This window comes from Vibrio panuliri (assembly GCF_009938205.1).
Lineage (GTDB): Bacteria > Pseudomonadota > Gammaproteobacteria > Enterobacterales > Vibrionaceae > Vibrio > Vibrio panuliri.
In genome coordinates this window covers 1,183,276-1,202,136 of record NZ_AP019655.1, presented here as the reverse complement: position 1 = coordinate 1,202,136, position 18,861 = coordinate 1,183,276, and the positions used below count along the sequence as shown (strand labels likewise).

The following is an 18,861-nucleotide window of genomic DNA, read 5'->3' as shown; positions in this document are numbered from 1 at the left end:
GTGCTTTTTTTATGATTAGAAGGTCGGCAGTGAGTAATGAAGCGAAAAGCAGGTAGACCCAGCAGTAACACGCAAGCGCGAGCGAAGTTGATTCAAGCATCACGTGAGTTATTTACCGTGATGGCCTACGACAAGGTATCGATTCGTTTACTTGCCAGCAAAGCGGGTGTTGATAGTGCATTAATTCGCTACTACTTTGGCAACAAGGAAGGCTTGTTTGAGACCATGCTCAGGGAAACTTTAGAGCCGATTAATCAGCGCATGGGGCAACTACAAAGGGAAACAAGCCAAGGTAATTTGGTGGGGATCATGCGCACTTACTACCAAGAAATGAGTAAAACGCCTGAGTTTCCACGCTTAATTCTGCAAGTGATGAACATGCCTGAATCGGTGCCACAGCGACAACTGTTGGAGAAGGTGATCGCGGATATCGCAAAACCAATTCAAACAGTGATGTTTGATAAGTTGCTTGAAAACAAGGTAATAAGAACCGATCTTGACCCGAATTTATGCCGAGTTTCGTTTATCTCGCTGATGGTGTTTCCGTTTATTGCGCCCGCTTCGATGTTAGCGATTCATGGCGTGCAGCTTAATGATGAGTTTTTGGCGCAACTGTTTGAACACAATATGATGCTATTAAGCCAAGGTATGTTTACTAGCCCACAAGCGGAGCCATAACGAGACGCTAGTCATCCCAAAACAGCGATTTAGGATCTTTATCAAGCTCGCGCATGATCGCGGTTAAGTCAGTGCTTTGTGCTAAGTAAGGGTAGGGAAGCCACTGGTCATCCTCACTCGTGTCAGCGATAAACAAACACCATTGGCTATTTGTCTCATCCCAATGCACTTTGGCAACTTGAGAAGTGTAATCACAGTGAGCAGAATCCAGAAGATAGTGTTGTTTAAAGAACACCACACCATTTTCAATTGGTTCGAAAATCGCTTTACCCAGCTCTGCGGGTAAGTTTTGATTGCGGCCACGACAGATAGTTTCAGCGCGGCTTTCAACCTGACGCTGTAGCAAACTTACTAACCCCATATCAACTCCAGAAACGCGAACACTTCTCCCATAGTATGGCTTACATTTGATGGCGTCTGCACCTCCTTTCACAAAATTGTAATCAAACCGCCATATGCTAATACGGTTTTATGAGTCACTGAGCATTCTATTCGTTGAAACTCGTGTATTTATAAACTCAAGTGAATCGCTTTAGTCAATGGAGAACCCTATGTTTCGAGTCGCGTTAGCTGCGCTAATCTCTCTACCTTTTTTATCTCTTTCTGCCACCGCCAGCGAAATCAATATTTCAGGCTCTACGTCAGTCGCACGTGTTATGGATGTGCTGGCTGAGCAATATAATCAAGTCCACCCCAAAACCTATATTGCGGTGCAGGGGATCGGTTCAACAGCAGGCGTCACCTTAGTTAAAAAAGGTGTTGCCGAGTTAGGCATGAGCTCACGTTATCTGACGGAAAGCGAACAAGACGAGACACTTTCTGTTCATACCATTGCGATGGATGGACTGGCCGTTATCGTCAACCAAGCGAACCCAGTAAAGAATATTACTCGTGAGCAGTTATACGATGTTTATAAAGGGAACATTACCAACTGGAAGCAACTTGGCGGTGACGATCAAAAGATCGCCGTGGTAACGCGAGAGGCTTCTTCTGGCTCACAATACAGCTTTGAGAGCTTACTTGGCCTGACCAAGACCGTAAATGGTCGTATGGTGTCTGACGTTAACCCAGATAACTTAGTGGTAAACAGCAACAGTATGGTCAAAACCCTAGTCAATCATAACTCGCAAGCGATTGGGTTTGTGTCATTGGGCTCTGTTGACCGCTCGGTAAAAGCGATTAACTTTGAAGGGGTAGAAGCGACCAACAAAAATGTTATCGACAACCGTTACGAATTGGCGCGTCCTTTCTTGATTTTCTATCAAACGAATAAACTTGACCAAGAGTCACAATCATTTGTGGACTATTTGCAGAGCAAAGAGGCTAAGCAATTGATTAATGAGTATGGCTACACCGCCAGCAAGTAGTGAGAGCCAGACACAAAAAAGGAGAGCATTTTGCTCTCCTTTCTTTATGATTTTGAATGACAATCAGAAATGCAGTTGAATCACTGAAACCACGACAGCGGCAGGGCGACGCACACCTTCGATTTCCACTTTGATTTCACGTTCAATTTCCAGCCCTTTACGGATTGGTGTCACTTTAGAAAGTGTACTCACTGCACGGATATTGTTGCCAGCTTTTACCGGATAAGGGAAACGCACTTGGTTAAGACCAAGGTTAACAACCATCTTCGCCGTTGGGAAAAGAGTGTTATCTGGGTCAACACTGTCGGTCATTTTTGGCAACAATGCCAAAGTCAAAAAGCCGTGTGCAATCGTCGTCTTAAATGGTGACTCGTTTTCAGCGCGCTCTGGGTTGGTATGAATCCACTGCATATCTTCAGTGACTTGACCAAACTGATTGATACGCTCTTGAGACACATTAATCCAATCACCAGTGTGGATGACTGTATCGATCTTTTCAACCAACTCGCTATAAAGCACGGCAGCTTCCGGCTTCATTTCGATAGGTTTAGGCTGAGGTGGTTCATCGTTAACCGCTGGCTGCTGAAGGTCACGCAAACGTGTGAATAGTTGGCGATTGTTCGCTTTGTTTAGGAACTCCCCCCAGTACTCACGAACAGTAGGAGACATCCATTGCATAAACTCTGACTGATGCTTAGAGTCATGGGTACTACGATGTTTAAATAAGTCAGCGACTTTCATAAAAACCTCAGAAAAAGACTATAGACTGCGCTAATTGCCCTAATTTTGAAGCAGTTCACAAATGTGTGCAATTACTTTCGGGCGTACACGCGTAACCCTAAATGCCATAATTTATTATAATTCAATAAATTAACAATAAAACACTATTTTATTAGTTTGTGAGCTATTAGAGTTTTTACTTAAAGCATGAACGATTTTATCAAGGGCTTAGCTAAAGCGTAGTACATTGCTCTGGTTGCTTTGTGAGCGATTGGACAAGTCGCGGTAAATAATTGCTTTACAAGCGGATCGGCTGTCACTAATATACATCCCGCAACGGAGAGATGGCTGAGTGGTTGAAAGCACCGGTCTTGAAAACCGGCATACGTTAATAGCGTATCTAGGGTTCAAATCCCTATCTCTCCGCCACTTATTTATACGTCCAAGCCCTTGATTTTCAAGGGCTTTTTCGTATCTGTAGTACTGCAAATCACTTTCATGACAATGAGGTGAGACAATGTACTTACAAAAAGCGCCCAACGGCGTCTATCAAACCCGCATTTGCATCCCTAAGCCACTACAGCGTTTTGGCTATCCATTCGACATAAAAGTAAGCCTTCGTACCAAAGAACGCTCAGAAGCGATTGCTCGTAACTTCATAGTAGCTAACTACCTTCGATCCGCCATTACTAGGCTAGATACCTCGTGTCCCCCTAAATTTGATCTCTTCAAATCAGCTCTCGATCAAAATATCAATTGTATCCGCCTTTCATTTATTAGTGGTTCAGCGTCATATGAACATCCGCAATATAACGCGGTAGAGCTTGTTGACGAGCATTCTGTAGCTGAATCATTAATAAACGATGCTTTTGAACATCGAAATACCGCAAATCGTTGTAAGCCCACTTCTTTTGATGATTCTCTTGCGTTGTTTGTGGAAAGTAAGCATAAGCAAGGAATTACCAAATTGTCAGTTCACCAGTTGGAGCAACGAATTAGTTACAGTATCAAGTTTCTCGTTCACAAAGGGTTGGAACAAGACAAAGTAACCAGCGCTGACTTACTCGATTATGTAGATCATTTAAAAAGTGGAAAACGCTCAGCAAAATCAAACCAAGATTATTTTGCGTCGGTTAAACAGTATTTTGCTTGGCTTAAAGCGAAAGGTTTCAACTCAGATAATCCAGCTCAGGGGATAAATCCAAAGTTTAAAAGTAAGCTGCATGCTTCAGAGCAACGAGAACGCTGGACTGAGTCTGAGTTGATTAGGCTGTTTCGAAGTGCCGAATATTTGCGACAAACAGAAGATTTCCAGTGGGTAACTAAGTTACAACTGTTTCATGGTTTTCGAACTGGAGAGGTATGTCAGATATACGTCAAAGACATTGTATGGCAGATGCGTATTCCGTGTATTAAAGTAACCGATCTATCTAAAGATCAACATTTAAAGAACCAACATGCGGTTCGCACAATCCCCTTACACCCACAGTTACGTGAGAGCTTTTTGCAATTCTATGAGTCACGCAAAACCCGCAAACGTTCACCGTTATTCCACTACAAGCCGCTGGGAAAAGACAAAGACTGGACTAAAACGTATCGGCAACAGTTCGGCAAGCTGCAAACTAAGTTAGGAATGCGTGCGGGAGCACGCCCTACAGCTTATAGCTTGCGCCATACCTTTATCGATGAGCTGAAAGAAAAAGACATTCCCGAGCACAGCGTCGCCGAGGTTGTTGGTCACACCAACCCAAACATGACTTATGGACGTTACGGGAAAAAACATCGAATAGACAAATTGCTTGAGATTGTTGCTGCATTTGAAATTAACTTGGAGGGAACCTTATGATGCGCTTATCTAATAGTATTCGCCAAGACTTAATAACGACCCTCATGGAGGGTGCTGCTTATATTGATAGCTTAGACTTATCACGATTTTTTGAGCTCGGTGTTAGAGAAAAACAAATCGGGCTAATCGACTACGCTATTCATACTCTCTATTCGCACCCTTATTTGGCAATTGATGCATTTATTGAAGAAGGCTATTCCCCACAACTCTTAGCTAAAACACTTGGTGATTTTGAACAGTTTAAAAGTGAAATTGGTATTGATAGTTACACATTAGACCGCTGGCTTGAGCAGAATGATGATGCCTCTGGAGACGTGTGTATGCCATACGAAGTTTATCAATATTTTGCCCCAGAAGTTCGCGCCAAGTATTTGAGCGGTCTGATACTTAAAGGCGTTCGCGTCCAGTTAGGCAGCGAGAGCTTAGCATGTATTCGCTTAAAATGTGGCACTCCCTTTGCTATCCCTAAAAATACAGCTGAGATAGCGTTTTACCTACAAATTTCGAGGTTCGGGCACTACAGCCAGATGCATTTTTCTCGATCGGAATCGGTTTTGATGCTAGGAGATAATCGAATCGAAATATGCATCTATGCAAGCCAAGCAAAGCGAACCGAAGATTACACAGTGTGTTTAATCGATGATCGCGAATTGCATGACGTTCAGATAGCTAAGTCTTCAATATTTACACTGAAAGAGTTCGCAATCAAGCACTGCTCAGGAGTCAACGATGAGTGCCTTAAGGTCTTAGGACTAATTTAACCTATCAGTTATAGATGCCTGTTCAAGGGTTACAAGATGGCTTGTAGCCCTATTTTGGACAATAACATTCAGTGGCTTCTATAAATAAGTAAATGGTGAGTTATCTTAGGTATAACGAAGTGACCTAGCAAGGGAGGCTGAAGTCTCTATGTACATAATCAAATTTCCCATACCATTTCAATTAGAGCCACAATTATTTCCCGATCCCCTGACCAATATCCGCAAGTCGTTCGACTGAATGCATACCAAACCAAACGATACAAACGATTATAGTGATCAGAATTATCGCTCTAGTGTATTTATTCATCGGTTCTTTCCTATTTTAATAGCCGTTACAACACAAGCTAGAAAGTGCCAACTACAACTGTTTTAGACAAAAATCGTTTAGTTCAATTACTCTAAATAACTTGCGGAAGATTATAGAAAGTATCCTGAAGCCTTGAGTTCTTGTTATGAGTCACCTAGGGAAATTAGATGGTTCTGATATTAAGCCTTTGACTTACACCTTTAACTATCCAGCCAGTCTCAATGTCATCACCGACTTCAACCCTTATATAAACCCAGTTATTGTAGATATCTAGAACTTCAACAACATCACCTACATCAAGGAAAGCAACAACTTCACCTTTAGGAGAAGGGTCTCTTCTCATAATGTCATTTCGAATTATGACGCTGAAGTTCTTGTACTTCTCGGTGAACTCTTGATTCTTGATTTCTTGTTTCAGTTGCTCTCTAGGGACATCTCTAAAGATGTCTCTGACAAAGTCAGACTGTTCCATGAAGACGGCAGCTAAACAAGAGACAACGAACGGTAGGAAGATTTCCTTGATGATAATGAATAAAGCTTTGATGGCTGGATGAGATAAGCTATCTATATCCCTCGTATCATCGAGAACTTCCTTTATCTCTTTCTCAATATTCTTACTGAGCTTTAGATCTTGCTTATCGACATATTGCTTGATGGTAGCAAAGAGGTCATCTTGTAATTCAATGCTGTTTTCTTCATCAATTTTGAGCTCGTCTCTAGGAAATCGACCTTGAAGAATCTTACGCCTATATCGCTGACGACACTGTTTAATGACATGAAGTTGCTGCGCTGGGGTGTAATTGAGCCAATTAAATCTTTCTTCTCGCTTTCGCATACACCCTTGACAATAACCTTTATCATCAATGGTACAGATACCAACGCAAGGGCTAGGTACTGCGAAAAATTCAAGTTGCTCAGCTCTTTGAGACATAACACTCCATTATTAATGGTCATAACAGGTACAGTGACTCCATCCTTGTAGTCACCTTTCCCGTCAACCATCCTACCTAATCGACTTACTAACCCAGAGGGATTTGGGACGAAATAGCGGCTATTACACCAGCTATCGTAGTTCCTCGAATAACCAGCACCTTGACTAAGTCAAGAACTGAATTGATTACACTTTGGTCTATTTGTAGATTTACTTGAAAACGCATACAGGTTTTACCTCTCTTTTTGGATTGAAAATAAATAATTAAAATGATGTTCCTTTCCTGCTTTCGCGGACATGGATGATCAAATTACAAATAACGTTAAGACATCTCGAAGAGAGCTCTTTAGAATCATTACTTGTGGCTTGTATTGGAATCGGATTACCCGACAAGGAATTTCGCTACCTTTACAAACCTAATTTTCATTTTCTCCAGCAATCAAAGCTATATCCTTCCATTGCTATCAAGTCGAAGTATTCTACCACATGCATTGCTGTAATCAATGTAATCAGTAGCTTAGTTGTTCATAAAAGCACCTCTAGAGTGCTTTTGATTGTCCATTGGCTAGTTGCCTAGATCACGTCTTCGCTGAGTAGATCAATAAGCTCTTCTTTCTGTTCAGTGATAATCTTCGGGATTGTATTAGCTATTTGTCGTCAATTTCAATATCTTCAGGAATACAGGTTTTGATGAACAATATGCAACTAGTCATCAATCCGTTCGCACTGCATCTTTAAACTTATCATCAAAGTGAACTCGCCCTACATAGCTCGCAACTTACTTTCCACTACACCCCAAATACATCTTCAAAATCATTCCTAACCATACTAAAAAATCCGCTGTGCTAAAAAAGAGCCTTTTAATTAGACCCATTCCATACAAGACAAACTACATATTTAGATACTAGAAAAACAGGTCAAATCATGACTAAAGAAATGTATCCTAAATTTCAGGTCGACATAGTTTGGGGGATAAACATGCTAGAGCTTATTGCGCAACATGTGTGTTGAATTAGATACTGTTACGAATCTGGTAGGATGTACCCCTTGAATTTCGTTCAACTCAGCATTCATACCACTGCACATTGAGTGAGTTTGATTATTCGGTTGATCGGCGAATGGAGAAGTGAAGAACGATATCATACTGTTCCAAATTCTCTACCTCATAAACGATATTCTGTATACCAGTACTACCCACATCTATATTAAAAGACTCCTGTTAGTTAAAAATACTCAAAAATAAAAAGCCTAGAATACAGAGACTTGTAGAAAAGTTATACATAACCCAAACAAAAAGTCAACCCAACCCATTGTTTTAAAAGGAATAAATATATAGTTTATATTGAAATTGATTATTTTTTGTTCTAACCTATTAGAAAATGAGAAGCGGAAAACCGCCAAGTAATCAATATGAAAAATATAAGAAACGTCCGAATGTACGCTGATCTGTACATGAGTGAGCGCGTGTATGAAGTAGCGCCTGCAACATTTAGATCAGAAAGATCAAAAGTCAGAAAAATAAATAAACTGATAGGTAAAAAGAATATTGCTGAGATTAAACACAGCGATATAAAACAATTAATAGTTAAGCTACATAAGCGTTATTCAAATAAATCGATAAACGGTTTTCTAACAATATTGCGAGCATTGTTTGTCCGTGCTGTTCGAGACGGTTTATTGGCTCGCGATCCCATGGATGGTATAGATAACCTAGCGGTAAATCGCCCTGAACCTAACCCTTTCACCAAAGATGAGTTGATACGGCTAAGGGAGACTGATCCACCGTGTATCAGCGGCAAAAATCTCGCACTATTAGCAGTGTTAACAGGCTTACGCATTAGCGAAATCATTGCCCTGGCATGGGAAGATATCAACTGGCATAAAAAAGAACTATATGTAAAAAGAGCCAAAGTTCTCAATGATTATAAAGTGCCCAAAACGGCTGGTTCGGTGCGCATCGTTGAACTGAACGCTCTCGCACTTGATGTTTTAAAAGCGCAATTTGAATTAACAGCGAAAAGCAAACCACGTTGCGTATGGGTGTTGCAACAAGACTATAAGCGCAAAGTAAAGAAACACTTATCGTTTGTCTTTATTAGCACAAAATCCAACCATCCTTTCTTAAATGCAAAACAATATGGCAAAACATTTTTTACCCCGTACCTTAAGGCAGCCAAGGTTAAGCACCGAGGATCTAGTCAACTTAGACATACTTTTGCTAGCCAAGCCTTAACCGCAGGAATTAGCAAAGAATGGATTGCGAGGCAAATGGGGCATACTTCAACGAAAATGATTGATGATCACTATGGTCGATGGATCAAGGCTGATGCGCCTAATTGTGCAAAAATGATGTCAGTGCACCTCGGAGAAGCATTTGGTCAAAAACAGATTGCACCCAAGCCAATGCCAGATGGTGGGCGGGACATAGCTAAACTCGTTGCTGTATTTGAAAAAGCACCTCACTTTCTTGCCCTACTTGAAGCTGTCGCTGGAGGTGAGGTATGAGCACCATGGTTGCGACACCCACCCAAAGAACAGTCAAAACGAATAGTGTGACTGCTCTGCAACCCGCTGCGCTTGCGTCACACTTTTTCTTCGAAAAAGATGAACGCAAGCTGCGGGCAAGAGACGTCTCTCTTGACTCTCAAGCATACTCACCGAAAGGAGGTGAGTATGAACACTAGGAACATTCGCCTTTTCCATCGCCGCATAAACTTCAATTCACAATCCGTGAGTCGAAAAAAGTGTGAGCATTCACTAGCTCATTCATTGAGAATTTCGCCATCAACCCCAAGTGCTGCAACCAAAAAAATTGAATGGGATACATCGCTTAGCGCCAATAACTTAATCTGGATGTGTGGAAAAACCTTTCGACTTAATCAGTTTACCGAAAAAGCACGGAAGCAACTACTTGAGAGAGTTGTGCCACAACCTAAAGTCGCTAGCCAGAGCAAAATGCAAACAAGGTTAAGGCAATATCGACTTAAAGTTAAAAAAGCCATCGAAAGCGAAACGATCAAAGGTAATCTAGCAGTAACACAACTGCTCCAGCAAGCGCTCAATGCTGAAGCTGAAATATTGCCCGAGCTACTTGAGAGATTTGAAGCACTAGATATACAACGCAAGAAGCAGCGTATCAAGATGCTGGATAAGTTTATCCAAGCCCATAATTTACTCCACGACAAAGCGCCTGCAAATAACGTCTACGTTCAGGAAGGGATAATAAAAATCCCCCATCAATGGAATGTTGGTACTGATGTTGTCACCTTACGGGAATACATCGACTTTACGCAGCATTTTCTATCTGAACACTTCCCACAGCATGAAATAAAGTTGATCGTGGGTCATGACGATGAGCGCAGTGCTAATCAAAATACTGGTGCACATATCCACTATATTCTTTCTGGTAAAAATCGTTATACAGGCGAATATGACCTAAGAAAGAAGCAAATTGCGGTAGTGAATCAATACATCAAAAATCAACGAATACCCAACGTGACGTTATTTCCTGAAGATGGAAAACTGACACAAAAACAGTCTCGAGATTTTGGACGATACTTCCAGCGTATGCTGTATGACTTCGCGAATCGGCATTGGTTAAACCCGAAAGGATTAGTAGCCGTGTTTTCCCCAGAGTCAGAAAAACGTTCAAAACGACGTCAAAAGATGAATGAAGAAGCCAATTTGCCAAAAAGTGAGCGCAGCCATAATTACTACACTCATCAACTATCACTGATAAAGCAAGAGTTGAAGCAAAAGCAAATGCAGTATGAGAAATTGAGCGAAGAAAGTGAGTGCTGTTCTATAGAAATCGACCGACTTCTAAATAAGCAATCGGAAATTTCAAAGACAAATGAAGAGCTTGAGCAAAAGACAACAGCTCTCAAAAATCAGAACGCCGAGCTTGAAGCCAAACATGCGACTCTATCGAGTGTGGTAATGGAGTTGACTCAACAGGTCAGTAAGATGATTCAAGGTATATTGAAGCAACTGTTGCTATCTCTTCATGCTAGAGATAGCGGGATGCGAAGAAAGTCACTGGAGTACTTAAATATGGCGTTCAAAAAGAGCGAGGGGCTGCCAAGTATGTTTAGGCATGTAATCGATGATTTGGCAGAAGAGCTTGAATCAAAGCAAATAGACCAAAGAACTAACGATAAAGACTATTAGCTAAGTGATCTAGCTAGTACCGAAATGTCTAGTTATCGTGGCTAGCTTAGATTTGCCCCAAAATCACTTAGATTAAATACTCTACACAATTCAGAGGGAGTGCTTTTACCCTACCAAAACTTATTCGATTGATTTGATAACTGTACACTCCGTCATTAGGCGACATCTTGCAGTCTAATTTCCCTTCATGTGTCATAAATTATTGATTATCAGTTGAGTTAATATAAAAATGATTGCATTTCCGAAGGATGAAAAACGATAATTTTTCGTCTAATAAATGTTAGCTTTAATGAAGAAATAATTAACAATGATGAAAATAAAACAAATTGCAGTAGATAAGCTATCTAACACCATGAGAATGTATGTTGAAGCTAGGTTTAACTTTGAACGGCTAAAGTTAGTAGATAAAGAAGAAGCAATTAACAACCTAGACCGCGCTTTTGAAGCAAAGCTAGGGGCATTTCATAGCTTATACGATGTCACTAAATTAGACTTTAATTACTTTGAGCACGCCGATACGGCACTGTTAATACTTATTCGTAACGCAATCCATCATAGAGATCATGATCTATTTATTAGTTGGAATAAGGAAATGCTACTTAATGGTGGTCTAGAGAGAAACAATGGCGCGGAATTTCTACTTGCCAGCAATAGGGTCTGTGATAGACCTCCAGTTATGCAGTATTACTACAAGTTAGAGGATGTTTTGTTTCGTCTTGATAAAAGCTTAGGCTCTCCTTTCCTAGATAACAGAATGAAACCTGCCCAAAAAGATGAATTACTCAGGAAACTGGATGAGCAGCTCAAATTTAACGATATCGTAGATTATGCGAAGTCTGAGCGATACCCAATTAAGCAGATCTACCTAAATTTGATTCCTATTTTTACCTCTGCAGTCGTTAAAATTTTCACTGAACTGAAGTCTAAAGGTTTTCAGTTTGAGGGCTATGATGCAAAGGTATATGAAGAACCCTTTACAAATGAGCTCAGCGTTGATTATGCAGTGATTGATTATAAGCCAGTCAGAATTTGGGTTTAAAGCTAACAATAAGTTTAAGCAGATTCGTAACGCTCGGCATTTTTGCTTTGAATCAGCTTCAGTATCTACGGCACAATGGTTTAGGTGCGTGGTAGCGTTGTTTACCCCTTAATTGGGCGTTAGTATTCAATAACAAACTATGCGAATTAAATGAAAAGCCCCCGAACTTTGGGGGCGAATGTATTAGTCGGTCAGTAGTTCTTTATCTAAAATGATACTCTCGGTGTATTCAGAGTAATTTTCTTGCAAGTACTGTAAGCCATCAGTTGTTTTCACATCTAAGTCCAGATGAGAGCGTACAAACTCTAATCTATGTTTACATTCCTTTATTAATTGCCCCCAAGTTTTGATTTGGATCGTTACATTATCGGTTTGATAAATGATGCCTTGCCCAGTTTTGTCTTGCTTAGCTCTATTATCTGCAAAGGCGTCGGTATCGTTTGATACAATCCAAAAATTCCATCTGACATCTAGTTTGTTAAAGCGTTCGTCAGCAGCAACGGCAAATGCGTAAGACTCAATTTGTTGTATCTCTTTTGCGCCTATAGGAACTTTAGGTGCTTTGAGTTCAATTACCAAATGCTCTAATTTTTCAGCATGATTTTGTGGCACTGATTGCGTGAGCATCAGATCTACGATTCCTCGGGAAGAATCAATTCGAGTCACTGGTTTGTTTGGTATGAGGTCAACATTTTGCGCTTTAAGGTGTTTTTTTAGTACTTCAGTCAATGATTGGTCATTTACTGATAAAGCAAAAGCATCACCGAATATCCATGTGTTTTCAGCTAAAATCTTATGTAATTGACTACGCTCTTTCAGTACTTTTTTCTTTTCTGGGTCAAAGACAATATGCTCTAAACCAGCAATGAACTTTAGTCGGTCAGATATAATCTTAGAAGCATTAATTATTGAAGTTAAGCTAACATCTTGTAAGAGTTCAGCTAGTTCCTTCTGTTTTTTAACTGTCAAGTTTAGTACTTCTTCAAAAATCAGCTGTAGATCATTTGGATTAGAAGTCACGATTTGTTTTAACAGCCTAAATTGGAGCTTTTTAACTTTTACTGGTGCTTTTTCGAAATCTGGCAGTTCTTGACTAATATTAATAGCCAATACATCAAATATTTGTCTTTCCGCTTCATCTATCGTATTGAGAGTGTTTCCGCTGTATGGGTAAATATCTTCATCTTTCCACTTTTGTATAATGTTCGCGGACTTGGCAATACGTCTTAAATAAAGGTGGTTTTTCAATGATGCAAGAGCATCATCAATTGGTTTCGACAACGTTGGCTCAAGTGAGCCTAGTTCTAGAACACCCTTACTTGATAATTTGCTAATATGGTTGGAAATTAAGTAAGCGGTGTAATTGAAGTCACTTGTTCCCCGAATCGTTTTATCGTAGGAGTGTAACGGAAAACCGTTACTGTCACAGAAATGAAGTTCATTCTTGGTATCACATTTCCACTCGATTACTTTTAGCGAGTATGCGTAAGACTCTTCTTCAAAAATGACAGATGGTAAATCGATAGTATCTTCGTGTTCTACGTATTCTGCGGGGTCAATTTTTTTATCATTGACATATAGGCTTATCGTTGGGTACTTAGCTAAGTAAATAGCAAATGCGCAAGAGATATAATTGATCAAGCCATTTTCAGAAACTTTTAGTCCTTTAGGGGTTAACTCCGAAATTGTTACTGTGGTTCCTGTGTGGCGTAGTTCATCTTTTGGCGAACCATCGTTTAGGGTAAAGTTACCTATCTCTTCCGATTTTCCAGTTATGACAAGCGATTGTAGTTGTTGTTGACTTTCTTCAAGGTAAACGGTGTTCCAGTCAATGATACGACCAAGTGAAAACGGCTTAAATCTTCCTTGTCCTTCTTGCCCGTGTAAGAATCTTCCTTTCTTTGTTTTTTGAGCAAATTTTTTCCACGAACCACCAAGTTTACTAAAGTGTTTATCAGCAACTTTGTTTGAAATTCCTATACCATCATCAATGACTTGCAGTTTATCCCACCCGCCCATGATAGCGTCTTCACAAAGCTTAACTTTAACAGTACTAGCATCTGCATCGAGAGAGTTCCAAACGAGTTCAGAAATTGCTGTGTAAGCCCCACTATTTGAGACTTTGTTGAGGAAATCGTTTTCTACCTCAACTTTAAGTATCCGAGTTGCCATGACGTTCAAAGCCTATTTATTATTTTTAAGGTATCATTCTACCACTAAGTGCATATAAAAATAGTTACTTAGAGCAGTTTTGTGCTTGTGTACAAGAATACTAACAAAGCATCGTAAACCGTTATTCGATGCAATAGAGCAAGCTATTTCATTAAAAGTGCATAGCACGATTCTTACATGCTCTGAGGAGCGAGAATCTGAGTTTGTTGAACGGTCAAAGCACTTCCTCTGGAAAGGTTCTAACTCTCTAAAATCTGAATAGCCCCCGACTTGATAGACTTGCTTCAGTTAGACTCGTTTACTTGGTTTTTACCCAATTCAACTTATCTGAAGTGCACGGTTTTGACCACCAACTCTAACTCGTTTATGTCCAAAAATGAGCTGGCTGAGACGGTAACTACACAGCTTAAAATCATTAGCCAACGGAGTGCAATTATTCAGGAGATATAAATTGGACAATTTTGGTGGCATCATTTGACTTTTCGACGAGCCCGTGTAATATTTTTGACAAGTCAATTGACTTAAACGTTTGTAACTAGATTTGCAGTTTTTATTGAATTAATCTTTTTTAAATCAAGAGTTTACGTTAAATAATTTTTTAGCGGTGGGGTTCAAATCCCTATCTCTCCGCCACATTCAAAACCCCAGTCGAAAGACTGGGGTTTTCTCGTTTTAGCACCTTGGAAATTTTGCAAGGGCAATAAAACCCTCAGTAGTTACAAAATACGTGATATTGCATTCCCCCTATTTGGGTAGAAGCCTAGTACCAAAACTAGTCGCAGTATATAGCCCTCTCCTATCATTGCTCTTAATGGTGTTCGTTTTTATTGTTTGAATAATATGGAGTAACGGCTCTTTCAGTCGTCTTATCTAGCTAGCAAAGAAGAGCTGGATAATTTGACAGTACAGCTCTTCATTCAATAAATCTCGCCCTAATGTCTTCGCGAGAACTTTAGATGTACTCGTGAATTTTGGTCATCCTCGCGCATGCGGGGATCTCGCTTTTAATGTAGAATTTTCGAACTCGGATATTGCTGTATATCCCGTGTAGAGATCCAAAACTCATCCTGAATTGTTACTGACTATCTTTAGTTGATTGGAATGTTGCTTTGAAACGAGTTCGCTCTAACTTGGTTTTGCCCCAAAGTGAGTTACGCCTTCAAATCATACAATGATGCTCAGTCAACTTTGATATACCAAAAAGTAACAAGAGATAAAAGGCAAAACCTGAGCCCGTGAGTTTTAATCGCTCGCCCTTCAGTTGTGTAAAAATCGTACAGGTGTAACCCTTTTTACAAAATCTCATAACTACACAGTTCAATATTCAACAGGTTTTACTTGCATTAACGGTGTATTTGTACACAATTAATCCTTTCTAACCGTATGGTAATTATCGTGATTTTATTTGCTGCGACTTGGTATGGTGATGAAGTCGGTTTCGAGACTATAACGAGATTGGAGCTTTCCCCAGTCCGCGAAGTTAATGAAGAGTAAATCTAGGAGTAATCGACAGGATGACAGAAGGTTTTGCCAACAACGCTACACCAAAGTATTTAGGCTATGTTTACCAAGTCTTAATCGCCATTGAGAAGTGCTTTGATGCAAAACCCAATGAGACTATCTGGATAGAGTGCTTTGGGGATGTCTATGATGGTAAGACATTCACAGAGGTAAAACACCACCTAGAAGAGCATAACTTAGCTAGTAACTCAAAAGATTTCTGGAACACTTTGAAGAACTTGGTGGTTGAAGACTCATCTATGTTTGAGCAAATTGTATTACACACGACATCTTTCGTTTCCGAGATCTCAATATTTCATGGTTGGAACACAAGAAGTGCTCATGAAAAACTCGACATCATAAAGTCTCACATACCATCATCTTCGATTAAGCCGCTCTATGACAAAATTTTTGAAGATGCATCGGATGCTGAGCTATTGAGCATATTGTCTAGATTTACAATTGACCAATCTCAAGAGCATGTAGAAGAGAAATGGAAGAGCTTATTGGAAGCTCGTAAATTGAAGTGCGTGTTAGAGCCATACAGAGAAAGCATTTTCCATTGGGTTTATTCATACGTTAATAAAATTGCAATCGTAGAACACCGACATTGGAAGGTTAATATCAATGATTTTGATGATGCTTTTCAGTTTCAAGTTAATAGATGGAGTGGAGATAGCATTCCTTTTCCTGTAGACCGCACGGAGTATGACACGGAGCAGCAGCATGCTGACGGTTACTTGTTTTTATTAGAATATAGAGATATAGGTTTGAAAGGCAGGGATAGAGGTGTTGCCCTCAATGATTACTTCAAAGCCAAAAACAGTGAAGAGAGCCTTGTAGATCTTAAACCAGACATTATGCCCGAAATTATTGATAACTATTTAGTAGATGCAGTAGAGAAAGCTACAGGCTATAAAAGACAATATGCTTATGAGATAGATTATGAAGATTTAGGCACGTCTAAATCTAACAAGGCAGCTCGTGAAGCATATTTTGAATTTCATAATAGTTCGGTGTTAGAAGTACCTGAGGTAAGTGGTACGAAACCTTACTTCATGAGAGGTAAAGTACATGAGGCTATTAATAACACCTCTTATACTTGGAAATATAGTGAAGAGGATGTTGACTGATGAATCCTCAGGTTATTAGAGATTTGAAGTATTCTCCCTCTTTTATTGCTGAAATACTATACTCATTTGTTGAAGGATCTAAGAGAGTTGATGAGCGAGGTGCAAAGTTTGAGTTGATTTATCTTGTTGTTCCTTTTGTTATGGATGATGTTTTAAGGGGGAAGTTGAGTAGGTCTAATGCTAGTAGTACATTTCAAACTGCATTTCTAAAAGATGATGAGATTAAAGAAAGATTGTTTTTCATAAATGATAAAGTTCAATACTCAAAGTCTGTGACAAATTATGGGCTAATCTATCTGAGTTCAATTTGTGAAACTATAATTGATTCTTTTATTTTGAATGGAAGTACTTTAGAAAAATCATCAATAACAAATGACTATAAAAAAGAGTTTCTAAAGGCATCTTATAACTTAGGTATCATTTTTGCGAAAGAAGGATATGTTAATGTTCTTCTTAAATCCAGGGTCACAAATTTATGAAAGCTTTTTTAAAAAATATAATTCTCATTGGTCATAATGGTGATTTGAAACGTCTTGGCTTTGATCGAGGGTTAAATATAATAACAGGTGACTCTAAAACAGGTAAAAGTGCTTTAATAGAGATTGTAGATTTTTGTTTGTTTTCAAAGCGCTCTACAATCCCTGTGGGAAAAGTTACTGATTTCACAGATATATTCTGTTGTATATTTGAACACAACAGCAAAAAGATAATCATTGGACGCTCAAATAATCAACCAACAAAGTGTTATTTTTCTGTTGAATATTCGGCTGGTTTCAATATTGAGGATGAAATTAACTCTAATTATTTTAAGTCCAAAAAACTAGAACCAGACAAGAGGTTCAAAAGGACTTCGAAGAGCACTTAGGATTATCGGTTGAAGACACATCATTGCCTGATGATGACGATCATAAACTTAAGAAAGGGAAAGTTTCAATTCGGAATGCTACTTCACTATTCTTTCAGCATCAAAATTTAATAGCTAATAAACATAGCTTGTTTTATAGGTTTGATAACTTCATTAAAAGCAGAACGGTAATTGATCAGTTTCCTATATTTATGGGTTGGGTTGATAGCAGATACTACAGATTGAAGAAAAGATCTGAAGATTTAGAAAAGCAAATAAAAAGATAGAAGCAGAAGAAAAGAAATCTCTGCTAGATATTCAAGAAAAAAGAGAAAAATTACTTTTACCAATTAGGCAGTATTATAGGATTTTAAATCTTAAATTTTTGGATGAAAATGCATCACTGGAAAAGCTGAAATATTTAGCGAGAAATCTGCCTTCTGTACCGTTGAATGCAGAACAAAATGTTGATTTCAATAAGCAGCTAAATGCCTTAGAGAAAGCAAAAGATAAAGAGCTAACGTATTTATATGAATGTAATCAATTAATAAGCCTCATTAAGGAAAACGAGGAGGAGTCAATAGGTTACTCCAACTCGATGGTACGCCTTGCAGAAGTATCGCAAGATGAGTCTACATCTAAAAACAGTGTTAATTGTCCGTTATGCAGCACAGCACTAACCAGTGTTGCTTCTAAAGTGGAAGAGGTTAAGCGATCTAGAACGTTACTTCTTGATGAACTCTCCCGAATTGGTAGTTACAAACAGGACAGCTCTAAGTCTCTTAACTCATTACTTTTAAAGCGAGACAAGCAAAAACAGGTCGTAGCTAATATAGAGAATGAAATTAGGCAATTAAGAAAATTATTTAGAGTTAAAAATAATCTAGATATAAGGGACTCACTAAATAATATCCGTGGAAGAATAGAGAACACCTTAGAGTTCTTTATTGAAGGGCAAAAGTTAGAAAAAACTAACCACGATCTTTCAGCTATGAAAGAGGAGTTAAAAACCTGTATCGGACTGATTCGAGGTTATGGTCTTGAACATAAATTTTCTGAGGCTAATGCGCTTATCAATGAGACAATGAATGAGCTTAAAAAGACTTAGATTTTGAAGATGATTTACGAAATGGTGAAATGAAATTCAAAACAGAAGATTTTACATTCGCTTATTACTTTAAAAGACAAGAAATACTACTATCAGAAATGGGTAGTGGTGCAAACTGGCTAGCTTGTCATCTAGCGGTTTTCTTGTCAATATTAAAACTAACGTCAAGCTCAAACTCTGTAATACCAGCAATGTTATTTCTAGACCAACCTAGTCAGGTATATTTTCCAAAAGTAACAAGAAAGATTTTTTTAATAATAAAAAAAAGAGTTATGGGGTGAGGAA

General features: G+C 39.1%; 17 protein-coding genes, 1 tRNA gene and 1 pseudogene. 14 read left to right on the top strand and 5 right to left on the bottom strand.

The genetic code is table 11. The annotated features are described in order from the left end of the window. Nucleotides 1–36: 36 nt before the first annotated feature. Nucleotides 37–678: a TetR/AcrR family transcriptional regulator gene (locus GZK95_RS20085; RefSeq protein ID WP_075713039.1), complete on the top strand. Its 642-nt coding sequence runs from the start codon at nt 37–39 to the stop codon at nt 676–678. A gap of 7 nt (nt 679–685) precedes the next feature. On the opposite strand, the gene GZK95_RS20080 is transcribed toward GZK95_RS20085, so the two are convergent. Beyond that, complete coding sequence (locus GZK95_RS20080; RefSeq protein ID WP_075708678.1) at nt 686–1,039, bottom strand: DUF3024 domain-containing protein; 354 nt, start codon at nt 1,037–1,039, stop codon at nt 686–688. 190 nt (nt 1,040–1,229) lie between these two features. On the opposite strand from GZK95_RS20080, the gene GZK95_RS20075 reads away from it, so the two are divergent. Beyond that, nucleotides 1,230–2,045, top strand: coding sequence for a phosphate ABC transporter substrate-binding protein (locus GZK95_RS20075; protein WP_075708680.1), 816 nt, complete (start codon nt 1,230–1,232; stop codon nt 2,043–2,045). Between the two features lie 63 nt (nt 2,046–2,108). On the opposite strand, the gene GZK95_RS20070 is transcribed toward GZK95_RS20075, so the two are convergent. Next, complete coding sequence (locus GZK95_RS20070; RefSeq protein ID WP_075708682.1) at nt 2,109–2,786, bottom strand: MaoC family dehydratase; 678 nt, start codon at nt 2,784–2,786, stop codon at nt 2,109–2,111. Between the two features lie 317 nt (nt 2,787–3,103). Here GZK95_RS20070 and GZK95_RS20065 point away from each other — a divergent pair. From GZK95_RS20065 to GZK95_RS20055, 3 genes are all read left to right on the top strand, one after another. Then, nucleotides 3,104–3,194: transfer RNA gene (locus tag GZK95_RS20065), tRNA-Ser, on the top strand. Nucleotides 3,195–3,282: 88 nt separating this feature from the next. Continuing rightward, nucleotides 3,283–4,611 (top strand): site-specific integrase, encoded by a 1,329-nt coding sequence (locus GZK95_RS20060; protein ID WP_075713881.1) that lies wholly within the window; start codon nt 3,283–3,285, stop codon nt 4,609–4,611. Continuing rightward, nucleotides 4,608–5,372: a hypothetical protein gene (locus tag GZK95_RS20055; RefSeq protein WP_075713883.1), complete on the top strand. Its 765-nt coding sequence runs from the start codon at nt 4,608–4,610 to the stop codon at nt 5,370–5,372. Before GZK95_RS20060 ends, GZK95_RS20055 begins: the two co-directional genes overlap by 4 nt. Nucleotides 5,373–5,842: 470 nt before the next feature. On the opposite strand, the gene GZK95_RS22530 is transcribed toward GZK95_RS20055, so the two are convergent. Together GZK95_RS22530 and GZK95_RS22330 are read right to left on the bottom strand one after the other, a co-directional pair. After that, nucleotides 5,843–6,364, bottom strand: coding sequence for an SH3 domain-containing protein (locus tag GZK95_RS22530; RefSeq protein ID WP_404817660.1), 522 nt, complete (start codon nt 6,362–6,364; stop codon nt 5,843–5,845). Then, nucleotides 6,341–6,610, bottom strand: a pseudogene (locus GZK95_RS22330) (DUF1289 domain-containing protein); the annotation flags it as partial. The gene GZK95_RS22530 and the pseudogene GZK95_RS22330, both read right to left, overlap by 24 nt. Before the next feature lie 1,410 nt (nt 6,611–8,020). On the opposite strand from GZK95_RS22330, the gene GZK95_RS20045 reads away from it, so the two are divergent. The 4 genes from GZK95_RS20045 (at nt 8,021) to GZK95_RS20030 (ending at nt 11,819) form a co-directional block, all read left to right on the top strand. Continuing rightward, nucleotides 8,021–9,115, top strand: coding sequence for a tyrosine-type recombinase/integrase (locus GZK95_RS20045; RefSeq protein WP_151148830.1), 1,095 nt, complete (start codon nt 8,021–8,023; stop codon nt 9,113–9,115). After that, nucleotides 9,112–9,294 carry a hypothetical protein gene (locus tag GZK95_RS20040; RefSeq protein WP_075713395.1) on the top strand — a complete coding sequence of 61 codons (183 nt, stop codon included), beginning with the start codon at nt 9,112–9,114 and terminating at the stop codon, nt 9,292–9,294. Before GZK95_RS20045 ends, GZK95_RS20040 begins: the two co-directional genes overlap by 4 nt. Continuing rightward, nucleotides 9,284–10,780 (top strand): coiled-coil domain-containing protein, encoded by a 1,497-nt coding sequence (locus tag GZK95_RS20035; RefSeq protein ID WP_075713397.1) that lies wholly within the window; start codon nt 9,284–9,286, stop codon nt 10,778–10,780. The genes GZK95_RS20040 and GZK95_RS20035 overlap by 11 nt, the downstream gene beginning before the upstream one ends. A gap of 307 nt (nt 10,781–11,087) precedes the next feature. Then, complete coding sequence (locus tag GZK95_RS20030; RefSeq protein ID WP_083626101.1) at nt 11,088–11,819, top strand: hypothetical protein; 732 nt, start codon at nt 11,088–11,090, stop codon at nt 11,817–11,819. A gap of 183 nt (nt 11,820–12,002) precedes the next feature. Here GZK95_RS20030 and GZK95_RS20025 read toward each other — a convergent pair whose 3' ends face one another. After that, the gene (locus tag GZK95_RS20025; RefSeq protein WP_075713399.1) at nt 12,003–13,991 is read right to left on the bottom strand and encodes an ATP-binding protein; all 1,989 of its coding nucleotides are present in this window, start codon (nt 13,989–13,991) and stop codon (nt 12,003–12,005) included. Between the two features lie 1,514 nt (nt 13,992–15,505). Between GZK95_RS20025 and GZK95_RS20020 the strand changes: the two genes are divergently transcribed. The 5 genes from GZK95_RS20020 to GZK95_RS22515 all read left to right on the top strand — a co-directional run bounded on the left by GZK95_RS20020 (nt 15,506) and on the right by GZK95_RS22515 (nt 18,857). Continuing rightward, a complete protein-coding gene (locus tag GZK95_RS20020) occupies nt 15,506–16,624 on the top strand; it encodes a hypothetical protein (RefSeq protein ID WP_075713401.1) in 1,119 nt (372 codons plus the stop codon). After that, nucleotides 16,624–17,103, top strand: coding sequence for a three component ABC system middle component (locus GZK95_RS20015; RefSeq protein ID WP_151148829.1), 480 nt, complete (start codon nt 16,624–16,626; stop codon nt 17,101–17,103). Before GZK95_RS20020 ends, GZK95_RS20015 begins: the two co-directional genes overlap by 1 nt. Further along, complete coding sequence (locus tag GZK95_RS22525; protein WP_197740183.1) at nt 17,100–17,489, top strand: AAA family ATPase; 390 nt, start codon at nt 17,100–17,102, stop codon at nt 17,487–17,489. Before GZK95_RS20015 ends, GZK95_RS22525 begins: the two co-directional genes overlap by 4 nt. A 364-nt stretch (nt 17,490–17,853) precedes the next feature. Further along, entirely contained in the window at nt 17,854–18,576 is a 723-nt protein-coding gene (locus GZK95_RS22520; protein ID WP_197740182.1) for a hypothetical protein, read from the top strand. Between the two features lie 29 nt (nt 18,577–18,605). Further along, nucleotides 18,606–18,857: a DUF3732 domain-containing protein gene (locus GZK95_RS22515; RefSeq protein WP_197740181.1), complete on the top strand. Its 252-nt coding sequence runs from the start codon at nt 18,606–18,608 to the stop codon at nt 18,855–18,857. Nucleotides 18,858–18,861 lie beyond the last annotated feature (4 nt).